This window comes from Xanthomonas sp. 3307, assembly GCF_014199735.1.
GTDB classification, from domain to species: Bacteria; Pseudomonadota; Gammaproteobacteria; order Xanthomonadales; family Xanthomonadaceae; genus Xanthomonas_A; species Xanthomonas_A rydalmerensis.
The window spans coordinates 78,423-97,898 of sequence record NZ_JACHOG010000006.1 but is presented as its reverse complement, the minus strand read 5'-3'; the positions used below and the strand labels follow the sequence as shown (position 1 = coordinate 97,898).

Annotated in this window: 15 protein-coding genes; 8 read left to right on the top strand and 7 right to left on the bottom strand. The window is 69.0% G+C overall.

Translation table 11 applies throughout. From position 1 onward, the window contains the following. Positions 1 to 20 precede the first annotated feature (20 nt). Both GGR64_RS14975 and GGR64_RS14970 read left to right on the top strand, forming a co-directional pair. Positions 21 to 656, top strand: coding sequence for a hypothetical protein (locus GGR64_RS14975; RefSeq protein ID WP_184646836.1), 636 nt, complete (start codon positions 21 to 23; stop codon positions 654 to 656). A 12-nt stretch (positions 657 to 668) separates the two neighbouring features. Continuing rightward, positions 669 to 2,060: an XVIPCD domain-containing protein gene (locus tag GGR64_RS14970; RefSeq protein ID WP_184646834.1), complete on the top strand. Its 1,392-nt coding sequence runs from the start codon at positions 669 to 671 to the stop codon at positions 2,058 to 2,060. Between the two features lie 136 nt (positions 2,061 to 2,196). Here the strand turns inward: GGR64_RS14970 and bamE are convergent, their stop codons facing one another. After that, positions 2,197 to 2,775: an outer membrane protein assembly factor BamE gene (bamE, locus tag GGR64_RS14965; protein WP_184646832.1), complete on the bottom strand. Its 579-nt coding sequence runs from the start codon at positions 2,773 to 2,775 to the stop codon at positions 2,197 to 2,199. A 164-nt stretch (positions 2,776 to 2,939) separates the two neighbouring features. Between bamE and GGR64_RS14960 the strand changes: the two genes are divergently transcribed. After that, positions 2,940 to 3,143 (top strand): DUF465 domain-containing protein, encoded by a 204-nt coding sequence (locus GGR64_RS14960; protein WP_017908896.1) that lies wholly within the window; start codon positions 2,940 to 2,942, stop codon positions 3,141 to 3,143. Next, on the top strand, positions 3,140 to 3,718 hold the full coding sequence (locus GGR64_RS14955) for a DUF488 domain-containing protein (protein WP_160967089.1): 579 nt from the start codon (positions 3,140 to 3,142) through the stop codon (positions 3,716 to 3,718). The genes GGR64_RS14960 and GGR64_RS14955 overlap by 4 nt, the downstream gene beginning before the upstream one ends. An 87-nt stretch (positions 3,719 to 3,805) precedes the next feature. On the opposite strand, the gene GGR64_RS14950 is transcribed toward GGR64_RS14955, so the two are convergent. From GGR64_RS14950 to GGR64_RS14940, 3 genes are all read right to left on the bottom strand, one after another. Next, positions 3,806 to 4,645 carry a YggN family protein gene (locus tag GGR64_RS14950; RefSeq protein WP_260303041.1) on the bottom strand — a complete coding sequence of 280 codons (840 nt, stop codon included), beginning with the start codon at positions 4,643 to 4,645 and terminating at the stop codon, positions 3,806 to 3,808. Between the two features lie 249 nt (positions 4,646 to 4,894). Beyond that, complete coding sequence (gene plsB / locus GGR64_RS14945) at positions 4,895 to 7,561, bottom strand: glycerol-3-phosphate 1-O-acyltransferase PlsB (protein WP_184646828.1); 2,667 nt, start codon at positions 7,559 to 7,561, stop codon at positions 4,895 to 4,897. Next, positions 7,561 to 8,499, bottom strand: coding sequence for a hypothetical protein (locus GGR64_RS14940; RefSeq protein WP_184646826.1), 939 nt, complete (start codon positions 8,497 to 8,499; stop codon positions 7,561 to 7,563). The genes plsB and GGR64_RS14940 overlap by 1 nt, the downstream gene beginning before the upstream one ends. 551 nt (positions 8,500 to 9,050) lie before the next feature. Here GGR64_RS14940 and GGR64_RS14935 point away from each other — a divergent pair. From GGR64_RS14935 to GGR64_RS14925, 3 genes are all read left to right on the top strand, one after another. After that, the gene (locus GGR64_RS14935; protein ID WP_184646824.1) at positions 9,051 to 10,112 is read left to right on the top strand and encodes a LacI family DNA-binding transcriptional regulator; all 1,062 of its coding nucleotides are present in this window, start codon (positions 9,051 to 9,053) and stop codon (positions 10,110 to 10,112) included. Positions 10,113 to 10,203: 91 nt separating this feature from the next. Then, complete coding sequence (locus GGR64_RS14930) at positions 10,204 to 13,263, top strand: TonB-dependent receptor (RefSeq protein WP_184646822.1); 3,060 nt, start codon at positions 10,204 to 10,206, stop codon at positions 13,261 to 13,263. Positions 13,264 to 13,381: 118 nt separating this feature from the next. Next, on the top strand, positions 13,382 to 14,899 hold the full coding sequence (locus GGR64_RS14925; protein ID WP_184646820.1) for a tryptophan halogenase family protein: 1,518 nt from the start codon (positions 13,382 to 13,384) through the stop codon (positions 14,897 to 14,899). A 168-nt stretch (positions 14,900 to 15,067) separates the two neighbouring features. Here GGR64_RS14925 and pyrF read toward each other — a convergent pair whose 3' ends face one another. The 3 genes from pyrF to GGR64_RS14910 all read right to left on the bottom strand — a co-directional run bounded on the left by pyrF (position 15,068) and on the right by GGR64_RS14910 (position 17,431). Then, positions 15,068 to 15,814 carry an orotidine-5'-phosphate decarboxylase gene (gene pyrF / locus GGR64_RS14920; protein WP_184646818.1) on the bottom strand — a complete coding sequence of 249 codons (747 nt, stop codon included), beginning with the start codon at positions 15,812 to 15,814 and terminating at the stop codon, positions 15,068 to 15,070. Continuing rightward, on the bottom strand, positions 15,811 to 16,722 hold the full coding sequence (locus tag GGR64_RS14915; protein WP_184646816.1) for a 5'-nucleotidase, lipoprotein e(P4) family: 912 nt from the start codon (positions 16,720 to 16,722) through the stop codon (positions 15,811 to 15,813). The genes pyrF and GGR64_RS14915 overlap by 4 nt, the downstream gene beginning before the upstream one ends. Before the next feature lie 85 nt (positions 16,723 to 16,807). Beyond that, positions 16,808 to 17,431, bottom strand: a complete 624-nt coding sequence (locus GGR64_RS14910) for a hypothetical protein (protein ID WP_184646813.1) — start codon at positions 17,429 to 17,431, stop codon at positions 16,808 to 16,810. 278 nt (positions 17,432 to 17,709) lie between these two features. On the opposite strand from GGR64_RS14910, the gene GGR64_RS14905 reads away from it, so the two are divergent. Continuing rightward, positions 17,710 to 19,413 carry a ShlB/FhaC/HecB family hemolysin secretion/activation protein gene (locus tag GGR64_RS14905; RefSeq protein WP_326520346.1) on the top strand — a complete coding sequence of 568 codons (1,704 nt, stop codon included), beginning with the start codon at positions 17,710 to 17,712 and terminating at the stop codon, positions 19,411 to 19,413. Positions 19,414 to 19,476: the final 63 nt, after the last annotated feature.

The window sequence follows — 19,476 nt, the reverse complement described above, 5'->3', positions numbered from 1 at the left end:
GTTTGACGGAGAGGCGTTTCATGGAGCGGATGTTGTATCGCAATCGCCGCAGCGCGCGGCACGCAGCCGGCACGCGCCCGGCGCTGCGCGCGGCCTTGGTGCTGGCCACCACGTTGCTGGCCGCCTGTGCCGGCGCGCATTCCTCTTCCCCCTCGATCACCCCTGCAGACAAGGAGCGGGCCATGGCGGAGATGACGCCAGAGCAACTGACACAAGGCGTAGTACGGCTGATCCTGGCGATCGGCGGCAAGCAGGATCTGGTCGCCACCCAGGTCGCCGCGCAGACCGGCGTGCAGGTCGAGGACGAGGGCGGTCACGCGTTCAGCGCGTCCGGCACGCTCGCCGGCGGTGGCGGCTACACCCTGGAATCGGTCGCCGATGCCGACGATGCACCGCCGTCGCGGCTGGACCTGCGCTTCACGCCCGCGCCGGGCGCGGCGCCGGCTCAGTGCACGCAGTCGCTGGCCGGATATCGCCAGGCGCTGGTCGCTGCCGGCTTCGTGCCGCACTGGATCGCGCCGCCGCGCCAGGGCAGCGCCGGCCGCTGGCATTTCGAACGCGGTGCGGTCGCCGTGTACGCCTTCCTCGGCAAGGACGCTGGCGAACACGACGCGCAGGCGTGCGTGGAGATGCTGCAGATCCAGGTCGACGCATAAGGGAGAGCGGAGATGGCACACGACGACGAACGCCTGAAGGGCATGGTCGACACCTTCGCGCAGGCGCATCCGAGGGAAGGCCAGGCGCTGCGGCAGATGCTGGACAACACGCCGGAGCTGCGCTCGCGCGTGGAACAGGCGATCGGGCAACAGCAGCTGTCCGGCTTCGCGCCCAGCCCCGAGGCGGGCACCGGCTCGTACAGCCCGCGCACCGGACAGATCGAGCTGCCGATGGACGTGCTGGCCACGGCCAAGATGAACGCACCGCGCGACGATTCGGCCAACACCGCCCGCATCGTGCTGGGCCACGAGATCGGCCATGCGATCAACAAGGCCGCCATCGACCGCAGCGACGCCGCGTTCGCCGCCAAGGTCGACGGCATCGCCGCCTCGCCCTCGCCGCACGACTACACCGCCACGCTTCAGGCCTACGGGCAGGAACAGCGCACCCGCGAGGCCAAGGACGAGATCGCCGGGGTCAACACCCTGGCCGACTACGTCACCCGCAACAACCCCAAGGCCACGCTCAAGGACCTGTACAACGCCAGCAGCGAGATGGCGAGCTACATCGACAAGCAGGGCGTAGGCAGCAAGGCCACCTACACCGCCAGGGACGGGCTGAGCTTCGGCAAGGATCTGAAGATCGACGCCGACAACCCCCGCAACGTGGAGGCGATGGGCAAGCTGTTCTACGACGCGCGTGGTTATCCGCAGAACTATGGCGAGCGCGCGCTGGCGCAGATCGCCAACGCCGAAGACCGGGCGCAGGCGCAGCACCCCGAGCGCACGCCGCCGGCGGTGCATGCCGACCTGAAGGCGGTCGGCATCGATGCCGTGCAGGTGCCGCGCGACCTGCTGCCGGCGGGATTCCGTGACGGTCCCGCACCGGCGCCAGCGCCGGCACAGCAGCCCGAGCCGCAAGCGCAACCACCCGCGCCGCGTGCCGGCGAGCCGGCCGGCGCTCCGGGCGCCGCCGACCGCGCCCTGCATGACCGGGTCCGCAGCGGCGTGGCCCAGGCCGAACAGGCGATTGGCAAGGGCTGGGACGACAACAGCGAGCGCATGACCGCCAGCCTGACCCTGCTGGCCAGGCAGAGCGGCTTCAGCGAGCGCGATCAGCTGTCGGTGGGCTTCAACCGGCCCACTGCCTCCCACCAGGGCGGCGAACTGGCGTTCGTGTACCGCAGCGGCGGCGATGTCTCGCCGGATCCCTATGCCAATCGCGCGCACATGCCGACCAGCGAGGCGATCGCGCGGCCGGCGCAGGAGACCTACCAGCAGCTGCAGCAACTGGGGGCGCAGCAGGGGCAGGCGCAGCGCCAGGTGCAGGAGCAGGAACAGGCGCTGCAGGCGTCGCAACAAGGCCCGACGCGGACCGATCCGCCGCAGGTGTTGAGTCGCTGATTGCAGCGGGCGGCGGCGCGCCGCGCCGCATTCCCGGTGCGCCATTGTCGCGGCAGTCCGCGGCCATGGCGCGCGGTTCGCGCCGCCTCCGCCGGATCGGGAGCGCGGCGCTATGGCGCGCAGTGACGCGCCGGGATTACGGCTGCCAGACCAGGTTCTGGGTCTTCGGATCGGCGGTGACCTTATCGACCTTGCCGGCACCGTCGAAGGACACCTGGAACTCGTTGAAGCTGTCGAGCCAGTAGCGCCACAGCGGCGCGTCCAGGCTCGGGTTCTCGCTGCTGATCGGATAGCCCAGCGCCATCAGCACCTGCTCGCGGGTCATGCCCTTGGTCACGCGGTTGGCGGCGATCGCCTCGCGGATCTTCGGCGGGTAGGCCGCCAGCTTCAGCTTGGGATCCTGCGCGACCACGTAGCGCTGGGCGAAGGCCTCGTTGCCCAGGTCGCGGCTGTAGTCGTTGCCGATGGACTGCTTCTTGCCGTCGATCAGCACATTGACCCGGTAGCGGCCATAGCCGGTCACCTGCACCGGGGTGCCGGCCGGGATCACCCGCTTGCCGTCTTCGGCGTAGTTGCTGTCGCTGATCCAGCTGCCGTCGCTGCGCATGTTGCAGCACAGGAAGCCGGAGAACTTGGGATCGGCCGCCGCGGCCAGTTGCGGCAGGGCTGCCGCCAGGGCGAGGGCGAGAACGAACGGGGAACGGAACGAACGCATGCTGACTCCTTTCGGCGCGGCGATCCTGCCGCGGGTGGCACGAGGGTGGGAGGGTGCCGCCTCCGCCGCGGCGCCCATGCGCATTGTGCAGGCTGGCCCGCGCCCGGGATAGCGGCGCGCTGCACGGTGACGACGGACCGGTGGCCTGTGTATGCTCGAACCTCGTGGACACCCTGACGCCCGCCGAGATCTCCCTGCGCATCGACGCCCTGCGTCGCGAGCACCGTGCGCTCGACGAACAGCTGCAGCGCATCCCGGCCAATCTGGACGACGAGTTGGAAGCCAAGCGGCTGAAGAAGCGCAAGCTGCAACTGAAGGACTGCATCCTGCGCCTGGAGCATCTGCTGATCCCCGACGAACCGGCGTGAGCGCGGCGACCTTCTTCAGCGTCGGCCATTCCACGCGCAGCCTGGAGACCTTCCTGCAGATCCTGCAGGGCGCGGGCGTCACCCACCTGGCCGACGTGCGCGCGTTTCCGTATTCGCGGCGGTTCCCGCAGTTCGACGGCAGCGCGCTGGCGCCGGCGCTGGCTGCCGCGGGCGTCGCCTACCGGCATTTCCGCGCCCTGGGTGGGCGCCGCGGCAAGCAGCCGGGCGTCGATCCGCAACGCAACGGCTACTGGCGCAGCGTCAGCTTCCACAACTACGCCGACTACGCGCTGGGCAGCGAATTCGCCGAGGCCTTGGCGGAGTTGCAGGCCTTCGGCAATGACGGCGCCTGCGCGGTCATGTGTGCCGAGGCCTACTGGCGCCAGTGCCACCGCCAGATCATCTGCGACCACCTGCTGCACCATGGCCACCCGGTCGTGCATCTGATCGATGTCGGCCGCCAGGAGCCGGCGGTCCCCAACCCGGCCGCACGCGTCGGTGCGCAGGGGCAACTGACGTACCCGCCCGATGCGGCCGATCCCGGGCCGCGCACTGGGGATCTGTTCGAGGCCTGAGCCGCGCCTCGGTAGCAGGGACCAGGGTGTTTGGCACGTCGTTTCAGGAGTCCACCGCGGATCGCGACACGCGCTGCAGCGCCGGACTCACTTCTGTGGGACCGGCGGCACCGCGACCGCGTTGCCGCGCGGCGCATCGATGCTGGTGACGCTGGTGGTGCCGGGCCCGGTCACGCCGTCCTGGGTCGCCACGAGAAGGCGCAGCGGCTGGCCGTGATAGCGGTACTCCAGCGCCTGCTGCAAGTGATCCAGGTGCGCGACCCGCGTGCACAGCGCCGCGGCCTTGGCTTCGACGCGCTTGCTGCGCGCATCGAGGCGGGCGTCGACGGTGGCGTCCATGCCGTCGGCGCGCTTGTCGATGGCCTCGGCGCGGCCGGTGACGATCTGCCACATCATGTGGCGGGCGATGCTGCCGGAGAAACTCTCGGCCTGGGTCTGAACATAGCGTTCGAAATTGCTGTCGAATGCGGTCTGGTCCCAACGCCCCATGCCAAGCGTTCCGTCGACGTACGCATTGGCCTGCTTGCGTAACCGCTCGATCTTGCGCGCGTTGCCGGCGCTGCCGGTCAGCACGTCGACGATGACGCCGAGCACGTCGTAGCTGAGGTCTACCGTTTCGTGCGAGAGATCGGCCACTTCCGGCATCAGCGCGCGGGTCTCGCGCTCCATCTCCAGCAGCCGTTGCGCATCGGCCTGGCCGATCTGCTGCACCCGATGATCCACGCTCAGTTCGCCGGCGTGGAAGAAGACCTCGCGCGGCCCCTCGCCGCCGTCGCGGGTGAGCCAGATGCCGCCGCTGTCGGCTAGCACGTTGAACGGCGTGCTTAGGCCGCACTGGCGCGAGGACACCTGCGGCCGATGGTCGTGCTTGCCATCGGGTTCGCCCTGATCGGCCCACGCGGGTCCGCTGGAGGCGGCAAGCAGCAACAGGACGAAGAGGGGAGCTGTGCGCATTGCCGGAATCCGCAGCAGGGAGTCTGGAGCATGCTCGCGGCGGCACCGGCCCGCGGTCGCGTGTCGGAAGTCACTGTGCCGCGCCGCAGCGATAGCGGGTCGCCCTTGTGTTTGACGCGTCGCCACGCGCCGCGCTGTAGTGATAGAAGGGCGCCCTCGTGTTTGACGCGTCGCCACGCGCCCGGCTCCTACCGCGTCACGACCGGAGGTACGGCAGCCGCCTCAGTCCTGCGGCACCGGCGGCTCCTCCACCTTGGCCGCTTCCGGGCTGACCCGCTCGATGGTGTGGCGCAGCTCGCGGCCAAGAATGAACTTCGCATCCTTGGCCCACGCGTCCAGCCGCTCGTCGAACACCAGCTTGCTGTTCTCGTCCGGCCACACCAGCTTCAGTTCGCGCAGCTTCTGGATGAAGCCGCGGAACAGGGTCTTGTCGAAGAACTCCGGCGCGGCCGGTGCGTACAGCAGGCTCAGGCGTTGCGCGGCCTGCTGGCACAGGCTCTCCAGTTCGCCGGCGCCGAGCTTGCCCGGGCCGTTCTTCACCAGCACCGAGATGGCGATGTAATAGCGCTCGAACGCCTGTTGCAGCGAGTGGCCGATGGCGCGCAGACGGAACACCTCGTCGGTCTGGCCGGTGTTGCGCGCCAGCACGCTGCCGTCGTCCTCGTTGAGCTGCAGCAGCAGGCCTTCGCGCACGAACACCTCGATGGTGCGTTCGATGCGCTCGGCGAACTGGTCCTCGCTCCACGGCAGGAACAGTTCCGACTGCAGGAACGGGTACACGGTGCGGCCCAGCCGCAGCAGGCCGGCGCGGCTCATGCGGCGGTTGTTCTGGAAGCAGCACGCCACCCACGAGGAGGCGGTGAACAGGTGCAGCACGTTGTTGCGGAAATAGCTCAGCAACACCGCGTTGTCGCCGTTGACGCTGAGCACGTCGCCGAGCGGATGCGGCGTGCGGGTGAGCACGTTGATCTCTTCGGCGTGGGCGATGATGCGCTCGGGCGAGTGCGGGGTCACCGTGACCCGGTCCGAGTACGGCAGTTCCGCCAGCAGCTTCTTGCACAGTTCGATCTGCGCGATCAGGTCGGCCTCGCCCATGGCGTGCTTGGGCGTGGACAGCAGCGCCAGCGCCAGCAGGTTGACCGGATTGACGTCGGCGGCAGCGTTGATATGGACCTGGATCTGCTGCGCCAGCGCATCGACGGTGCCGTTCAACCAGGCCGGCTTCTCGTCCTCGCCCAGCGGCTGGCCGTCCCATTCCGGCGCGCGCTGCGCCAGCATCTGGCTCAGCGCGATCGGCTCGCCGAAGTTCACCACCACCTGGCCGTAGTTCTGCTTGAGCACCTTGGGGATGCCCCACAGCAGCGCCCAGATCGATTCCTTCTCCTTGGGCCGGCCGCTGAGTTCGTCGAGGTAGCTGTTGCCCTCCATCAGCTTCTCGTAGCCGACGTAGATCGGCTGGAACAGCACCGGCTTGCGCGGCTGGCGCAGGAACGCGCGCAGGGTCATCGCGATCATGCCGCCCTTGGGCTGCAGCAGCCGGCCAGTGCGCGAGCGTCCGCCTTCGACGAAGTATTCGATCGAATAGCCGCCGGCCACCAGCTGCGCCACGTACTCGCTGAGCACCGCCGAGTACAGCGCGTTGCCCTTGATGGAGCGGCGGATGAAGAACGCGCCGCCCTTGCGCAGCAGCGTGCCGACCACCGGCAGGTTGAGGTTGATGCCGGCCACGATGTGCGGCGGCACGATGCCGCGTTCGTACAGCAGGTAGGACAGCAGCAGGTAGTCCATGTGGCTGCGGTGGCTGGGCACGTAGATCACTTCGTGCCCGGGTGCGGCGTCCTTGAGCTTGTCCAGGTGGTGGACCAGCACGCCGGCGTAGATGCGGTTCCACACGTGGGTCAGCAGGAAGCTGGCCGAGCGCACCACCGGGCTGGAATAGTCGGCGGCGATCTCCCAGGCATAGGCATGCGCCTTGCGCCAGGCGTCCACCGGCTTGCTGTTGTCGCGCTTGGCCTGCGAGGCGATCGCCTCGCGCACCGGCTCGGCCGCCAGCACCTGGTCCACCAGCAGGCGCCGGGTCGACAGGTCCGGGCCGATCACCGCCTCGCGGATGCGCCGGAAGTGCGTGCGCAACACGCGCTGCAGCTTGCGCACGGTGCGCTCGGGCGGCAGCCCTTCCTCCACCGTCTGCCGCATCGACACCGGCGGGGCGAAGCGCACGATGGTGCTGCGGCCGTTGAGCAGCACGCCGAGCAGGCGTCGGAAGCTGCCCACCAGCGCCCAGTTTTCCGAGAACAGCACGGCGAACCAGCCGCTCTGTTTGTCCGGGGCGCGGCCGACGAAGATCGACACCGGCACCAGGTGGATGTCCAAGTCCGGGCGCTCGCGGTGCGCCTGCAGCAGCTTGGCCAGCGAATCGGAGTGGGTCTTGGCGCCGCGCTGCTCCGGCAGCAGCGCGTGGTTGCTGCTGCGCCGGGACAGCGCCAGGTAGGCGCGCTTGCGCCCCAGCGGATCGCCGGGCAGCGGCACCAGCGGCGAGGGCAGGCCGGATTCGCGGCAGGCCTTGTCCAGGATCAGCGCGTTGGACAGGCCGTAGTCCTCCAGCACGTACACCACCGGGCGGCCGTCGTTGTACTGGCCGGGCTCGGCCGGTTCGATCTTCAGCCCCAGCCAGGGGTCGGCCAGGCGGCCGAGCAGGCGCGCCCACAGCGGGCCCTTGGCCTGGCGTGGGGCGGTCGCCGCCACCGGCAGGGCAGCGGCAGTCGAAGCGGGGGACGCGCCGGGGTCGGCCGGGGAGGCGTCGGCGGGCGCACGTGCCGCGTCGGCCGCGCGTGCAGCCGCGGCGTCGTCGGGGAACGGAAGGGGGTTTTGTTCTGGCATCGGGGCCATTATCGCTTAGCCGGCGGGGCGGGGTCGGCGGCGGGTGCCGTGGCCGTGTCGGCGGTGCCGGCGCTGGCCGCCAGCACTGCATCCGCCTCGCTGAGGGTGTCGCGCAGGTACCAGTGCCCGTCGCGGCGCACCAGCACCGCGGTGGTGTCGATCTGTTCGCCGTCCAGCGGGTACTGGATGCGCACCACGGCCTGGTCGCCCTGCTGGTTCACCAGGCCGGTGCGTAGCGCACCGGCGCTGGCGTCCAGGTCCAGGCCGTAGTCGGCCAGTACCGCCTTGAGGTCGGCCAGGAACGGCCCCAGCCGGCGCAGGCTCTCGTCCATGCCCAGCTGGCGCAGGTCGGCATCGCTGCGCACGCCGGTGCGGCGCGCGGCGGCGCACAGCCGGGCGATCGCCGCCTGGGCGCGCTTGCGCTCGGACAGCGGCGCGCGCGCTGCCCACGCGCTCAGCGCCTGCACCAACTGCACGTAGTGGCCGCGCTGCTCGGGCGTGTAGTGGCCCTGGTTGCGCAGGAACTGCACGCCGAACAGGCCCAGCGAGTGCGCCGCCTGCTTCAGGCTTGCCGCCTGGCCGCCGAACTGCGCGTCGAAGGCGCGTTGCAGCTGGCGCTCGGCGTCCGGCGCGGCGAGCGTGTCGAGCACCTCGGGCAGGCGTTCGGCCAGCGGCAGTTCGGTCAGCGGCCAGCGGCTGCGGTCCTCGCTCCAGGCCTGCTGCAGGCGCTGGTACTGGGCCGGCGGCACCGCGGCCTGGGCGTAACCGAGCAGGTCGTTGCGCTGCAGCGCGTGCGCCAGCGTGCGCACCGCCGCGGCAGGCTCGGCGCTGGCGCCGGGCAGTTCGGCGGGCGTGCGCTTGCATCCGCCCATGGCCAGGGCGAGCATCGCCAGCAGCAGGATGCACAGCGCGCGCGAGGAGATGACCCGGGTCGGGCAGGACGACATACGGTACGGGCTCGTTCCCCAAAACGTCCCGCATCTTGCTGGGCGCGGGCGATTCCGGCAAGCCGGACGGTACGGCAGTGCGGAGGCGACCCGGCAGGCATCCAGGGGGCGGGGCTGTCGCGGCAGGACATTTCATGACCCGGCCTGGGACCGCCGGGACAGACATGTCGGCGTATCGCCCGATGTGCCAGGGGATTGCACATGTTGCAACGCATCATGTAACCGCTTGCAGTTGCTGCTAACGTCCGCCCACCTCGATTGAGGCGGTGCTGGCCGGGGGACCCAGTGCGATATTCGTCAGAGATCATCCGAGTGCTCGGTCACGGTGGCGCGCGCCGCTGCGGCTGGGTGTTGTCTGCAGTCCGGTGCGGACTTGCGATGACGGCCCCAGCGCAGGCGCAGGACCGCCGCTTGCCGCCGCGTGCGCAATGGCCGGCGGCGCGTTCGTCCCGTGCGCTGCGAGGCACCCATACCGTGTCCGTCGCTCCGCGCCTGTCTGCCCACCTGCGCGTCGCCACGCGCAGGTCCGACCGGACCCTGGAGGCACGCTGGTGAGCCCGCCCCCCGTTCCGGCGCCGGATCCGCGCGCCAACATCACCATCAAGGACGTGGCGCGCCTGGCCAACGTGTCGGTCGCCACCGTGTCGCGCACGATGAACGGCCATCAGCACGTGGCCGAAACCGTGCGCGCGCGGGTGCTGGAAGCCGCGCGCACCCTGCACTACGTGCCGCACCATGCCGCGCGCAGCCTGAGCAGCCGCCGTACCCACACCATCGGCGTGGTGCTGCCGGACCTGCACGGCGAGTTCTTCTCCGAGCTGATCCGCGGCATCGACACGGTGGCGCGAGAGCGCGGCCTGCACCTGCTGGTGTCCAGCTACCACGGCGAACCCGAGCAGCAGCGGCTGGCGGTGCGGCGCATGCCCGGGCGCGTCGACGGGCTGCTGATCATGTCGCCGTACCTGGCCAACGATGCCGAGGACCCGGCCGACCTGCTGCCCGGCACGCTGCCGGCGGTGCTGATGAACTGCGCCGAGCGCCTTGGCGAGGCGCAGGTGCTCAACGTCGACAACTACGGTGGCGCGCGCGCCATGACCCGCCATCTGCTGGACGTGGGTCATCGCCGTATCGCCTTCATCGCCGGGCCGGACGACAACTTCGACGCGCGCGAGCGCCTGCGCGGCTACCGCGACGAACTGCGCGAGCGCTGCCCGCAGGAGGCGCCCCTGGTGCTGCCCGGCGCCTTCGACGAGGCCTCCGGCTACCGCGCCGGCGAAGCCCTGCTGCAGGGCCAGCGGCCGGACGTGGTGTTCGCCGCCAACGACATGATGGCGCTGGGTTGCCTGTTCGCCTTCACCCATGCCGGGCTGCGCGTGCCCGAGGACATCGCCCTGGCCGGCTTCGACGACGTGCCGATGGCACGTTACGTGCATCCGGCCCTGACGACCATGCGCGTGGACATCGCCGGCTTCGGCGCCCGCGCCATGCAACTGCTGCTCGCCGCGCTGGAACCGCATGCCGCTCCGGCGGCATCGGCAGCGTCGGCCAGCGCGATCGCCCCGCAACTCATCGTTCGTGCCTCCAGTGCTCAGCGAGGGACCACCATGGACTGACACCGACGCATGCCGCACCGATGTCGTTTTTTTGCTGCACCTAGAAGAACACAACAATGATCCCGTTTACCGCCCTGGGAGGGCTTCTGTCATGAAGAAACCGCGTTCCGCTTCCAACCTGCCCGCACGCAGCCTGCTGTGCTGCGCGCTGGCCACCTGCCTGTTCGCCACGATGCCGGCGATGGCCCAGTCCAGCAACGCGACCCTGCGCGGTCAGGTCGCCGCCGCCCAGGCCGGCACCGAAGTCACCGTCACCAACATCGCCACCGGCTCGGTGCGCCGCGCGCCGGTCGCCGCCAATGGCAGCTATACCGTGGTCGGCCTGCAGCCGGGCACCTACAAGGTCGAGGCCAATGGCGTCACCAAGACGGTGACCCTGCAGGTGGCGTCCTCGTCCACCGTCGATCTCGACGCCGGTACCACCGCCGCCGGCGGCAACGCGACCACGCTGGATACCGTCACCGTCAGCGCGCCGCTGCTGAAGGACGTCAAGACCTCGGAAGTGGGCAACGTGGTGTCGCTGCACCAGATCCAGCAGCTGCCGCAGGCCACCCGCAACTTCCTGGAGTTCGCCGACACCGTGCCGGGCATGGTGTTCCAGGTCGATGGCAACGGAAACACCAAGCTGCGCGGCGGTGCGTCCAACGCCAGCGCCGGCAACCTGTACATCGACGGCGTTGGCCAGAAGAGCTACGTCAAGGGCGGCGGCATCGCCGGCCAGAGCGACACCCAGGGCAACCCGTTCCCGCAGCTGGCGATCGGCGAGTACAAGGTCATCACCTCCAACTACAAGGCGGAGTACGGCCAGATCAGCGGCGCGGCTATTACTGCAGCCACCAAGTCGGGCACCAACGAGTTCCACGGCGAGGCCTTCTACCGTTACACCGACCAGGATCTGCGCGACAAGCGTCCTGACGAGGAAAAGAACGGCAAGATCGATTCGCAGACCAAGGAATACGGCTTCGCCCTGGGCGGCCCGATCATCCAGGACCGCATGCACTTCTTCGTTGCCTACGAAGGCAAGGAGAACGTGGTGCCCAAGAGCGTGCAGGCCGACGCCAACGCGCAGCCTTACATCGGCCTGCTGCCGTCGAACATCTCCAATCAGTTCGGTGCAGCCAACATGCCGTTCAGCGAGGATCTGTACTTCGGCAAGATCGATTTCGAGCCGACCGATCGCGACCGCATCGAACTGAGCGGCCAGTACCGCGACGAGACCCAGACCGGCAATGTCGGCGGCACCAGTGCGCCGGATCACGGCACCGACAAGATCAACAAGGACAAGCGCGCCAACATCCGTTGGCAGCACAGCGCCGACAACTGGTTCAACGAGTTGATCGTCGGCACCGAGGACTCGGAAAACAATCCGAATCCGAAGAGCATCGGCAACGGTATCGTCTACAAGTACCTGGCTCCGCGCCTTGGCTCCACTACGGACGTGGATGAGTACACCTTCCTGGAAACCGGCTCCGCCGGCGGCCTGAACGTGCAGCGCAAGAGTCAGAAGGGCTGGTTCCTGCAGAACGACCTGACCTTCACCAGCTTCCAGTGGCACGGCGAGCACACCATCAAGATGGGCGTCAGCTACAAGGACATCAAGCTGACCTCGCAGGACGCGGCAGCGCTCAACCCGCAGTTCAGCTATGCGGTCAACAACAACGGCGTGGCGGCGACACCGTACCGCGTGGACTACGTCGCGCCGTACAACACGCCGGGCCAGAAGGCCACGGTGGAGTCGCCCTCCAAGCAATACGGCATCTACATTCAGGACGACTGGGCGGCGACCGACAAGCTGATGATCAACGTCGGCGTGCGCTGGGACTACGAGGACAGCCCGGCCTATACCGACTTCGTCACATCGCAGGCCTTCGTCAACGCGCTGTACTCCAATGATCCGGCCAACCCGGGCCAGCCCTGGGCCAACCGCCTGTTGCCCAGCGGCATCAACGCCGCCGACTACATCAGCACCGGTCGCAACCGTAAGAACTTCAAGGATGGCTGGGCGCCGCGCCTCGGCTTCTCCTACGACTTCTTCGGCGACGAGCGCTCGGTGCTGCACGGTGGTGCTGGCCGCTCCTACGATCGCAATCTGTTCGAGCAGCTGGCGCTGGAAACCAGCAAGGCTGCGCTGTCGCCGGTCGCGGTGTACTTCCAGAACCCGGCCACCGGCCAGTGCTACCGCAGCGACCGCGTCTGCACCGCGTGGGATCCGCGCTACCTCAATGGCGTGGATCAGTTGAACACCATCCCCGGCGTCAGCGGCAGCGCTGAGCTGTTCATGTTCAATAACCACCTGAAGACACCGTACAGCGATCAGTACAGCATCGGCATCACCAATCAGGTTGGCGACTGGCAGACCGACGTGACCTTCCAGCGCATCCTCAGCTATGACGGTTTCGCCATGTCGCTGATCAACCGCTACCCGAATGGCGCGTACTTCCAGGACGGCAACGCGCCGTGGGGTCAGCCGGTGCCGGGGTACCAGAACACGATCCTGGGCATGAATGGCCTCGAGCAGCGCAGCAGCCAGGTGCTGCTGTCGGCCGACAAGCCGTACACCAAGGAATCGGGCTGGGGCCTGACCCTGTCCTACACCCACACCAGCGCGCGTCAGAACCGCAACATCGACGAGCCGTACTCGTTCGACAAGGCGACCATCCACGACTATCCGTTCGTGAAGTCCGATGCGGTGTCGGCGCATCGCTTCGTCGCCTCCGGCTCGATCGACGGTCCGTGGGGCCTGACCTTCGGCGCCAAGCTGGTACTGGCCACGCCCGAGCCGGTCAACACCATTGCGTGCTACGGCAAGACCGATCCCGATGGGGCGACCTGCCAGCAGATCGGCTTCGTGCCTCCTGGCAGCGGCAAGTTCCTGGTCGGCGGCAAGATCTGGGGCTACCGTACGGTCGACTTCCAGGCGACGAAGGACTTCACCGTGTACAACGACTTCAAGTTGACGGCGCGCGTGAACCTGCTCAACGCGTTCAACTTCAAGAACTACTCGAGCTACATCTACGGCGGTCCCGACGGCACCGGCAATTACTTCGGTACCGGCGGACGCCTGGATACGAGCTATGTCGGCTTGAACACCACCGGCGACATCAACTACGTGCCGCGCACCGTGACCTTCGAGATCGGCGCCAAGTTCTGATCCACGGCATGACCCACGCGCGTGCCCGACCGGCGCGCGTGGGGTTTCAACGGACGGGGCCAGGTGGCCCCGTCCGCGTTTGCGGTCGCCCCTTTCCTCGGTACAGGACCACGCACGCATGATCGCCGCCCCTCTTCGCAACCTGGTCATCGTCGGCGGCGGTACCGCCGGCTGGATGGCCGCTGCCGCGCTGGCGCGTGTGCTGGGTCCGGACTACCGCATCACCTTGATCGAATCCGAGCAGATCGGCATCGTCGGCGTCGGCGAGGCCACCGTGCCGCACATCAAGGCCTTCAACAACCTGCTCGGCATCAACGAGGCCGAGTTCGTGCGCCACACCCAGGGCAGCTTCAAGCTCGGCATCGAATTCGCCGACTGGCAGCGCCCGGGTACCTCCTACGTGCATGGCTTCGGCACCGAGATCGGGCATCCGCTCGGGCTGCTGCCGTTCCAGCAGTACTGGTTCAAGCAGGCGCTTGCCGGCAAGGCCAGGCCGCTGGGCGCCTACACGCTCAACACCGTCGCCGCCAAGCGCGACCGGTTCATGACCTCGGCCACCGACGTGCCGCCGAATTCGCCGTTGGCCAACATCGCCTACGCCTACCATTTCGATGCGGCGCTGTATGCGCGTTTCCTGCGCCGCTACGCCGAGCAGCGCGGGGTGACCCGGCGCGAGGGCATCGTCGAGGAGGTGCTGCTGCATCCGGAATCGGGCGACGTGAGCGCGGTGCGCCTGGCCTCGGGTGAGGCGATCGCCGGCGACCTGTTCATCGATTGCTCCGGCTTCCGCGGCCTGCTGATCGAGCAGGCGCTGCACACCGGCTACCACGATTTCAGCCATTGGCTGCCCTGCGACCGCGCGCTGGCGGTGCCCTGCGCCAAGGTCGGCCCGCCCACGCCCTACACCCGCGCCACCGCGCGCGCGGCCGGCTGGCAGTGGCGCATCCCGCTGCAGCACCGCACCGGCAACGGCTACGTCTACTGCAGTTCGCACATCAGCGACGACGAGGCAGCGGCCACGCTGCTGGCCAACCTCGACGGCCCGGCCCTGGCCGATCCGCGACCGCTGCGCTTCGTCACCGGCCGCCGCAAGCAGGTGTGGAACCGCAACGTGATCGCGCTGGGCCTGGCCAGCGGCTTCATGGAACCACTGGAATCGACCAGCATCCACCTGATCCAGTCCGGCATCTCCAAGCTGCTGGAACTGTTCCCGCGCGAAGGCATCAGCCCGGTGCTGGTGCGGCGCTACAACGAGCGCATCGCCTTCGAGTTTGACCGCATCCGCGACTTCCTGCTGCTGCACTACCACGCCACCGAGCGCGACGACAGCGCGTTCTGGCGGCACTGCCGCAGCATGCCGATCACCCCGGAGCTGCAGGAGACGCTGGACCTGTTCCGCGACAGCGGCCGTTTCTACCGCAACGGCGATGAGATGTTTGCCGAGATCAGCTGGGTGCAGGTGATGGTCGGGCAGGGCATCCTGCCGCGCGCCTATCATCCGCTGGTGGACCAGGTGCCGCAGGCCGACCTGGAGCGTTTCATGGCCAGCGTCGAGCAGACCATCGGCCATTGCGCCGACGCGATGCCGCCGCACCAGGCCTTCATCGACCGCTACTGCGCGGCCAAGGCTGCGTAAGCACCGCCCACGCCACACGGGCACAAAAAAAGAGGCCACGCGCACCAGGCGCGGGCCTCTTCAAATCCGACCGAAGCCGGAGAACGGTATGGCACATCTCCGGCAGAGCCGGACGCTGGGCATGCTACCGGCATGCCGAAGCTAAAGCAATACTTTAGGATTCGTCAGCTAAGTTATTGATTTGAAATCGGTGTTGCTGGCCAGCGTCGACGCAATCTCCCGCTGGATGGCCTCCGCCGCGGCGCGCGGGTCGCTGGCCTGGCGAATCGGCCGGCCGACCACGATCGCATCGGCGCCGTCGGCAAAGGCCTGGGCCACGCCCACCGTGCGCTGCTGGTCGTCGCCGACCGGGCCGCCGGGGCGGATGCCCGGGCAGACGATGGAGAAACCGGCGCCGGTGGCGCGGCGGATCGGCGCCGCTTCCTGGCCGGAGGCGATCACGCCGTCGATGCCCGCGGCCTGCGCGGCCAGCGCGCGTTCCACCACCACGTCTTCCGGCGCGCGGTCGATGCCCATCGACGCCAGGTCGGCGCGGCCCATCGAGGTCAGCACGGTCACCGCCAGCAGGCGCATGTCGCTGCCGTTGGCCTCGGCCGCGGCCTGCATCATCGGCGGGTGCCAGCCGTGGATGGTGCAGTAGTCCACCGGCCACTGCGACAGTCGTCGGATCACCCCGCCCACGGTGGCCGGGATGTCGAAGAACTTCAGGTCCACGAACACGCGCTTGCCGCGTCCGGCCAGCGTGTCCAGCACGTCGAAGTACTCGCCCGAGGCCAGCAGTTCCATGCCGATCTTGTAGAACGCCACCGCATCGCCGAGCCGCTCGATCCACTCCAGCGCCTCGCTGCGCCCGGGCACGTCGAGGGCGAAGATCAGGCGCTCGTGCGGCGCCAGCGGCAGCGGCGCACGGCTCACTGCGCCAGCTCCAGCGCCTGCACCTTGGCCTGGTGGCGCGCCGCCCGCGACTGGGTGAAGTCGTTGTTGAACAGCGCCGGCTCCCAGGAACCGTAGCTGGGGTTGGGCAGCATCCACCAGCGCTCGCCGAACCAGTCGTGGTACTGCTGCAGCAACTGCGCGCGGCCTTCCGGAGTATTGGACACCACCTGGGCGAAATCGCCGAGCTGGTCGCCGAACTGCATCAGCACGCGGTACTGCTGGCCGACCAGCTTGCGCCGGCAGTTCTTCTCCGAGCCGTTCTGCTCGCAATCCTTGACCACCGTGCCCAGGCCCAGCAGTACGCTGTTGTCGGCCACCGGCAGACCGGCGCTGCGCAGGTTGGCGAGGGTCGCGTCGGTCAGGTGCACGGCGCGGTTGGTCACGTACAGCACGGTGATGCCCTTGGCGTCGGCGGCCTTGGCGAAATTGACCACGCCCGGAATCGGCTTGGCCTTCTTCTCGGCCACCCACTGGTCCCAGCTGACCTCGTCGTACTCCTTGCCGTTGCGGATCAGCCGCGCCTGGTACGGCGAGTTGTCCAGCACGGTTTCGTCCACGTCCATCACCACCGCCGGCTTCAGCCCGGCGGCGGCGTTGCCGCGCTCCTCCGGTACCAGCGCGTCCCAGTTCGGTTCCTTCAGCGCTGCATCCAGGCGGTCGGCGGCGGCGCGATAGGTCTGCTCGGTCAGGGCCTGGTACTCGGCCGAGCGCTGCATCCACAGCACCGCGTTGAGGTTGTCGTCGGCGGCGCCCGGCGCGGCGGCAGACGCGTCAGCGGATGCAGTGGCGGCCGGCTTGGCGGCCGGGTCGGCGACCTGCGTCTGCGGCTTGCAGGCGGACAGGGCGAGCACGGCGCAGGCCAGTGCGGTGCGGGCGATCGGAGTCATCGGGCGCAGGAACCTAGGCAAATGAACCGCGGATTTTAGCCGGTTGCGATGACAGGTGCGGCGCAACGCAGGCGGGCCGCCATGCTCAGGGCACGAACGTCAGTGCGCGCAGATCCGGGGCGAGCACCGCCTCGACGGGGGCGTCGCTGTCGTGGCCGGCATAGGTGCTGAAGCGGATGCGCAGGCGGCCATCGCGCACGGTGTAGGGCGTCAGGTCATCGAGGTCGGGCGCGTCCAGATCGATGTTGTCCAGGCAACTGGACACCGGCACGCGTGCCAGGATCGTGGGCGTGCCGTGCAGGCCGACCACGGTCAGCGCCATCTCCGCACCGGCGCCGCAGTAGCCGTGTCCGTCCCCGGGCGAAGACCGGCGCACGGACAGGTACAGCAGGCGGTCGCGCGCCAGATACGGCTGCAACCGGGTCGGCCACAGGCGGATGGCGCGCTCGGTGCCGATCCGTTCCGGTGCGTAGGCGCGCGGGATGGTCTCCAGCACGGTCGGCGCGTGTCCCGGCACCTGCAGCACGACGCGACCGGCGCGATAGGCCAGTTGCAGCATGCCGCGGCGTGGATCGCAGACGTCGGCATCGCTCACGGCGCCCGGCGCAGCGGGGCATTCCGTCGGCGTTGGCGCCGCGGCGGTGTGGGCCGGTGCGGTACCGAGGGCGGCAGGCGAGGCCAGGGCCAGCAGGAGGGTGAGCGGCAGCATGCGACGCCCGCGAGGTGGTGGGCCGTGAGTGTGGCAGCGGCTGCGGATCGCGGCCAGATGTGACGAACGTCTTTTCAGAAGGTGACGAAACTCACGTAAATGTTTGTTTTGCAGGGAATTTCCTGACAGCACGTCAGGAGCGTCCGGATGCCGCTTCGCTGTGATTTGCACCACACTTCTCCGTACGGAAAACCGCAAGATGCGGCGCCTCGCGCGCTGCAGCGCGATCGCGCCTGCATATGCAGGCAACCGCCGGAAGCGTCACAGGGGACGTTGCAGTGGATAGTTGGAGAAAAGGAGCTTCTCTCGTCGTACTGGCCGTGTGCGCGCTGGCGGCTGCGCGGTCGGCGCACGCGCAGGAACCCACCACGCTCGACCGCCAGGAACAGTTGCGCCAGGCCGAGCAGGTGCAGCGGCAGCAGGAACAGGACCGGCAGGCGCCGTTCGTGGGTCCGCGCGAGGCCGAAGCGCCGGCGGACATGCGCAGCACCGCCTTGCCGACCGAAGCGCTGTGCTTTCCGATCCGGCGCATCCGCCTCGGTGGCGGCGGCCCCGACGCGGCACGTTTTTCCTGGCTGTGGCAGTCGCTGCGCCGCTACGAGGGCCGCTGCATCGGCACGGCCGGCATCGACCTGATCCGACGCCGCGCGCTGGACCAACTGGTCGCGCGCGGCTTCGTCACCACCCGCCTCGGCGTGCCGGCGCAGGACCTGTCCAGCGGTGAACTGCGCTTCGAACTGTTGCCCGGGCGCCTGCGCCAGGTGCGCGTGCAGTCGGCGGACGGCCGCGTGTTCTGGCGCGGTGCGCTGCCGCTGCGCCCGGGCGACGTGCTCGACCTGCGCGCGATCGAGCAGGGCGTGGAGCAGTTCAAGCGGGTGCCCTCGCAGGACGCCAAGATCGACATCGCCCCGGGCGAGCAGCCGGGCGAGTCGGACCTGCTGATCACCGTGCAGCGCAGCAAGCGCTGGCGCGCGGTGCTCAACGCCGACGACTCGGGCGTGCAGGCGACCGGCCGCTACCAGGGTGGCATCGACTTTGCCCTGGATGCGCCGCTGGGCATCAACGACCTGCTCTCGATCGGCTACAACCACGACCTCGTCGACGACGGCGCCGCCCGCGGCACGCGCGGCAACAGCCTGTCCTATAGCGTGCCGTGGGGCTGGTGGACGGCCTCGCTGTCGCTGTCGTCCTACCGCTACCACCAGCAGGTGGACGGCTTCCGCCAGAGCTTCCAGTCCAGCGGCAGCTCGAACAGCGCGCAGTTGGATCTGCAGCGGGTGATCCACCGCACCGGCACCAGCAAGACCACGCTCGGCATGGTGGTGGCCAAGCGCGCAGCCCACAGCTACCTGGACGGGGTGGAGATCGGCATCCAGCGCCGCCACACCACCAGCGCCGAGTTCTACCTCAGTCATCGCCACTACCTGGGCAAGCTGCAGCTGGACACGCGCCTGGGTCACCGCCGCGGCACCCCGTGGTTCGACGGGCAGTGGACCGGCTACGACCCGGCGGTGGGCTTCCCCGGCTACCGCTACGGCGTCACCACGCTCGACGTCAGCGCCGGCCTGCCGTTCGCGCTGGGCCCGGTGGCGCTGAGCTGGGACAGCAGTCTGCATGCGCAGACCTCACCGCAGCTGCTGCTGGGGTCGGAATTCATCACCCTGGGCGGGCGCTACAGCGTGCGCGGCTTCGACGGCGAACGCACCCTGGGCGCCGAACGCGGCGCGTACTGGCGCAACACCCTCAACCTGCCGGTGCAACGCCTGGGCATCACCCCATACCTGGGCGTGGATGCCGGCCGCATCGCCGGGCCGAGCGCGTCGGCGCAGGCCGGGCGCAGCCTGGTCGGCGGCTTCGTCGGCGTGCGCGGTGCGCGCGGCGGGCTCAGCTGGGATGGCTTCGCCGGCTGGGACCTGCACGCGCCGCGCGACTTGCACAGCGCGCAGCCGGCCTATGGCGTGCGCCTGATCTACCAGTTCTGACATCACTGCCGCCATTGGCGGCAGGCAACGCAATGGATTTGCCGCCTTGGGCGGCACGAGAGA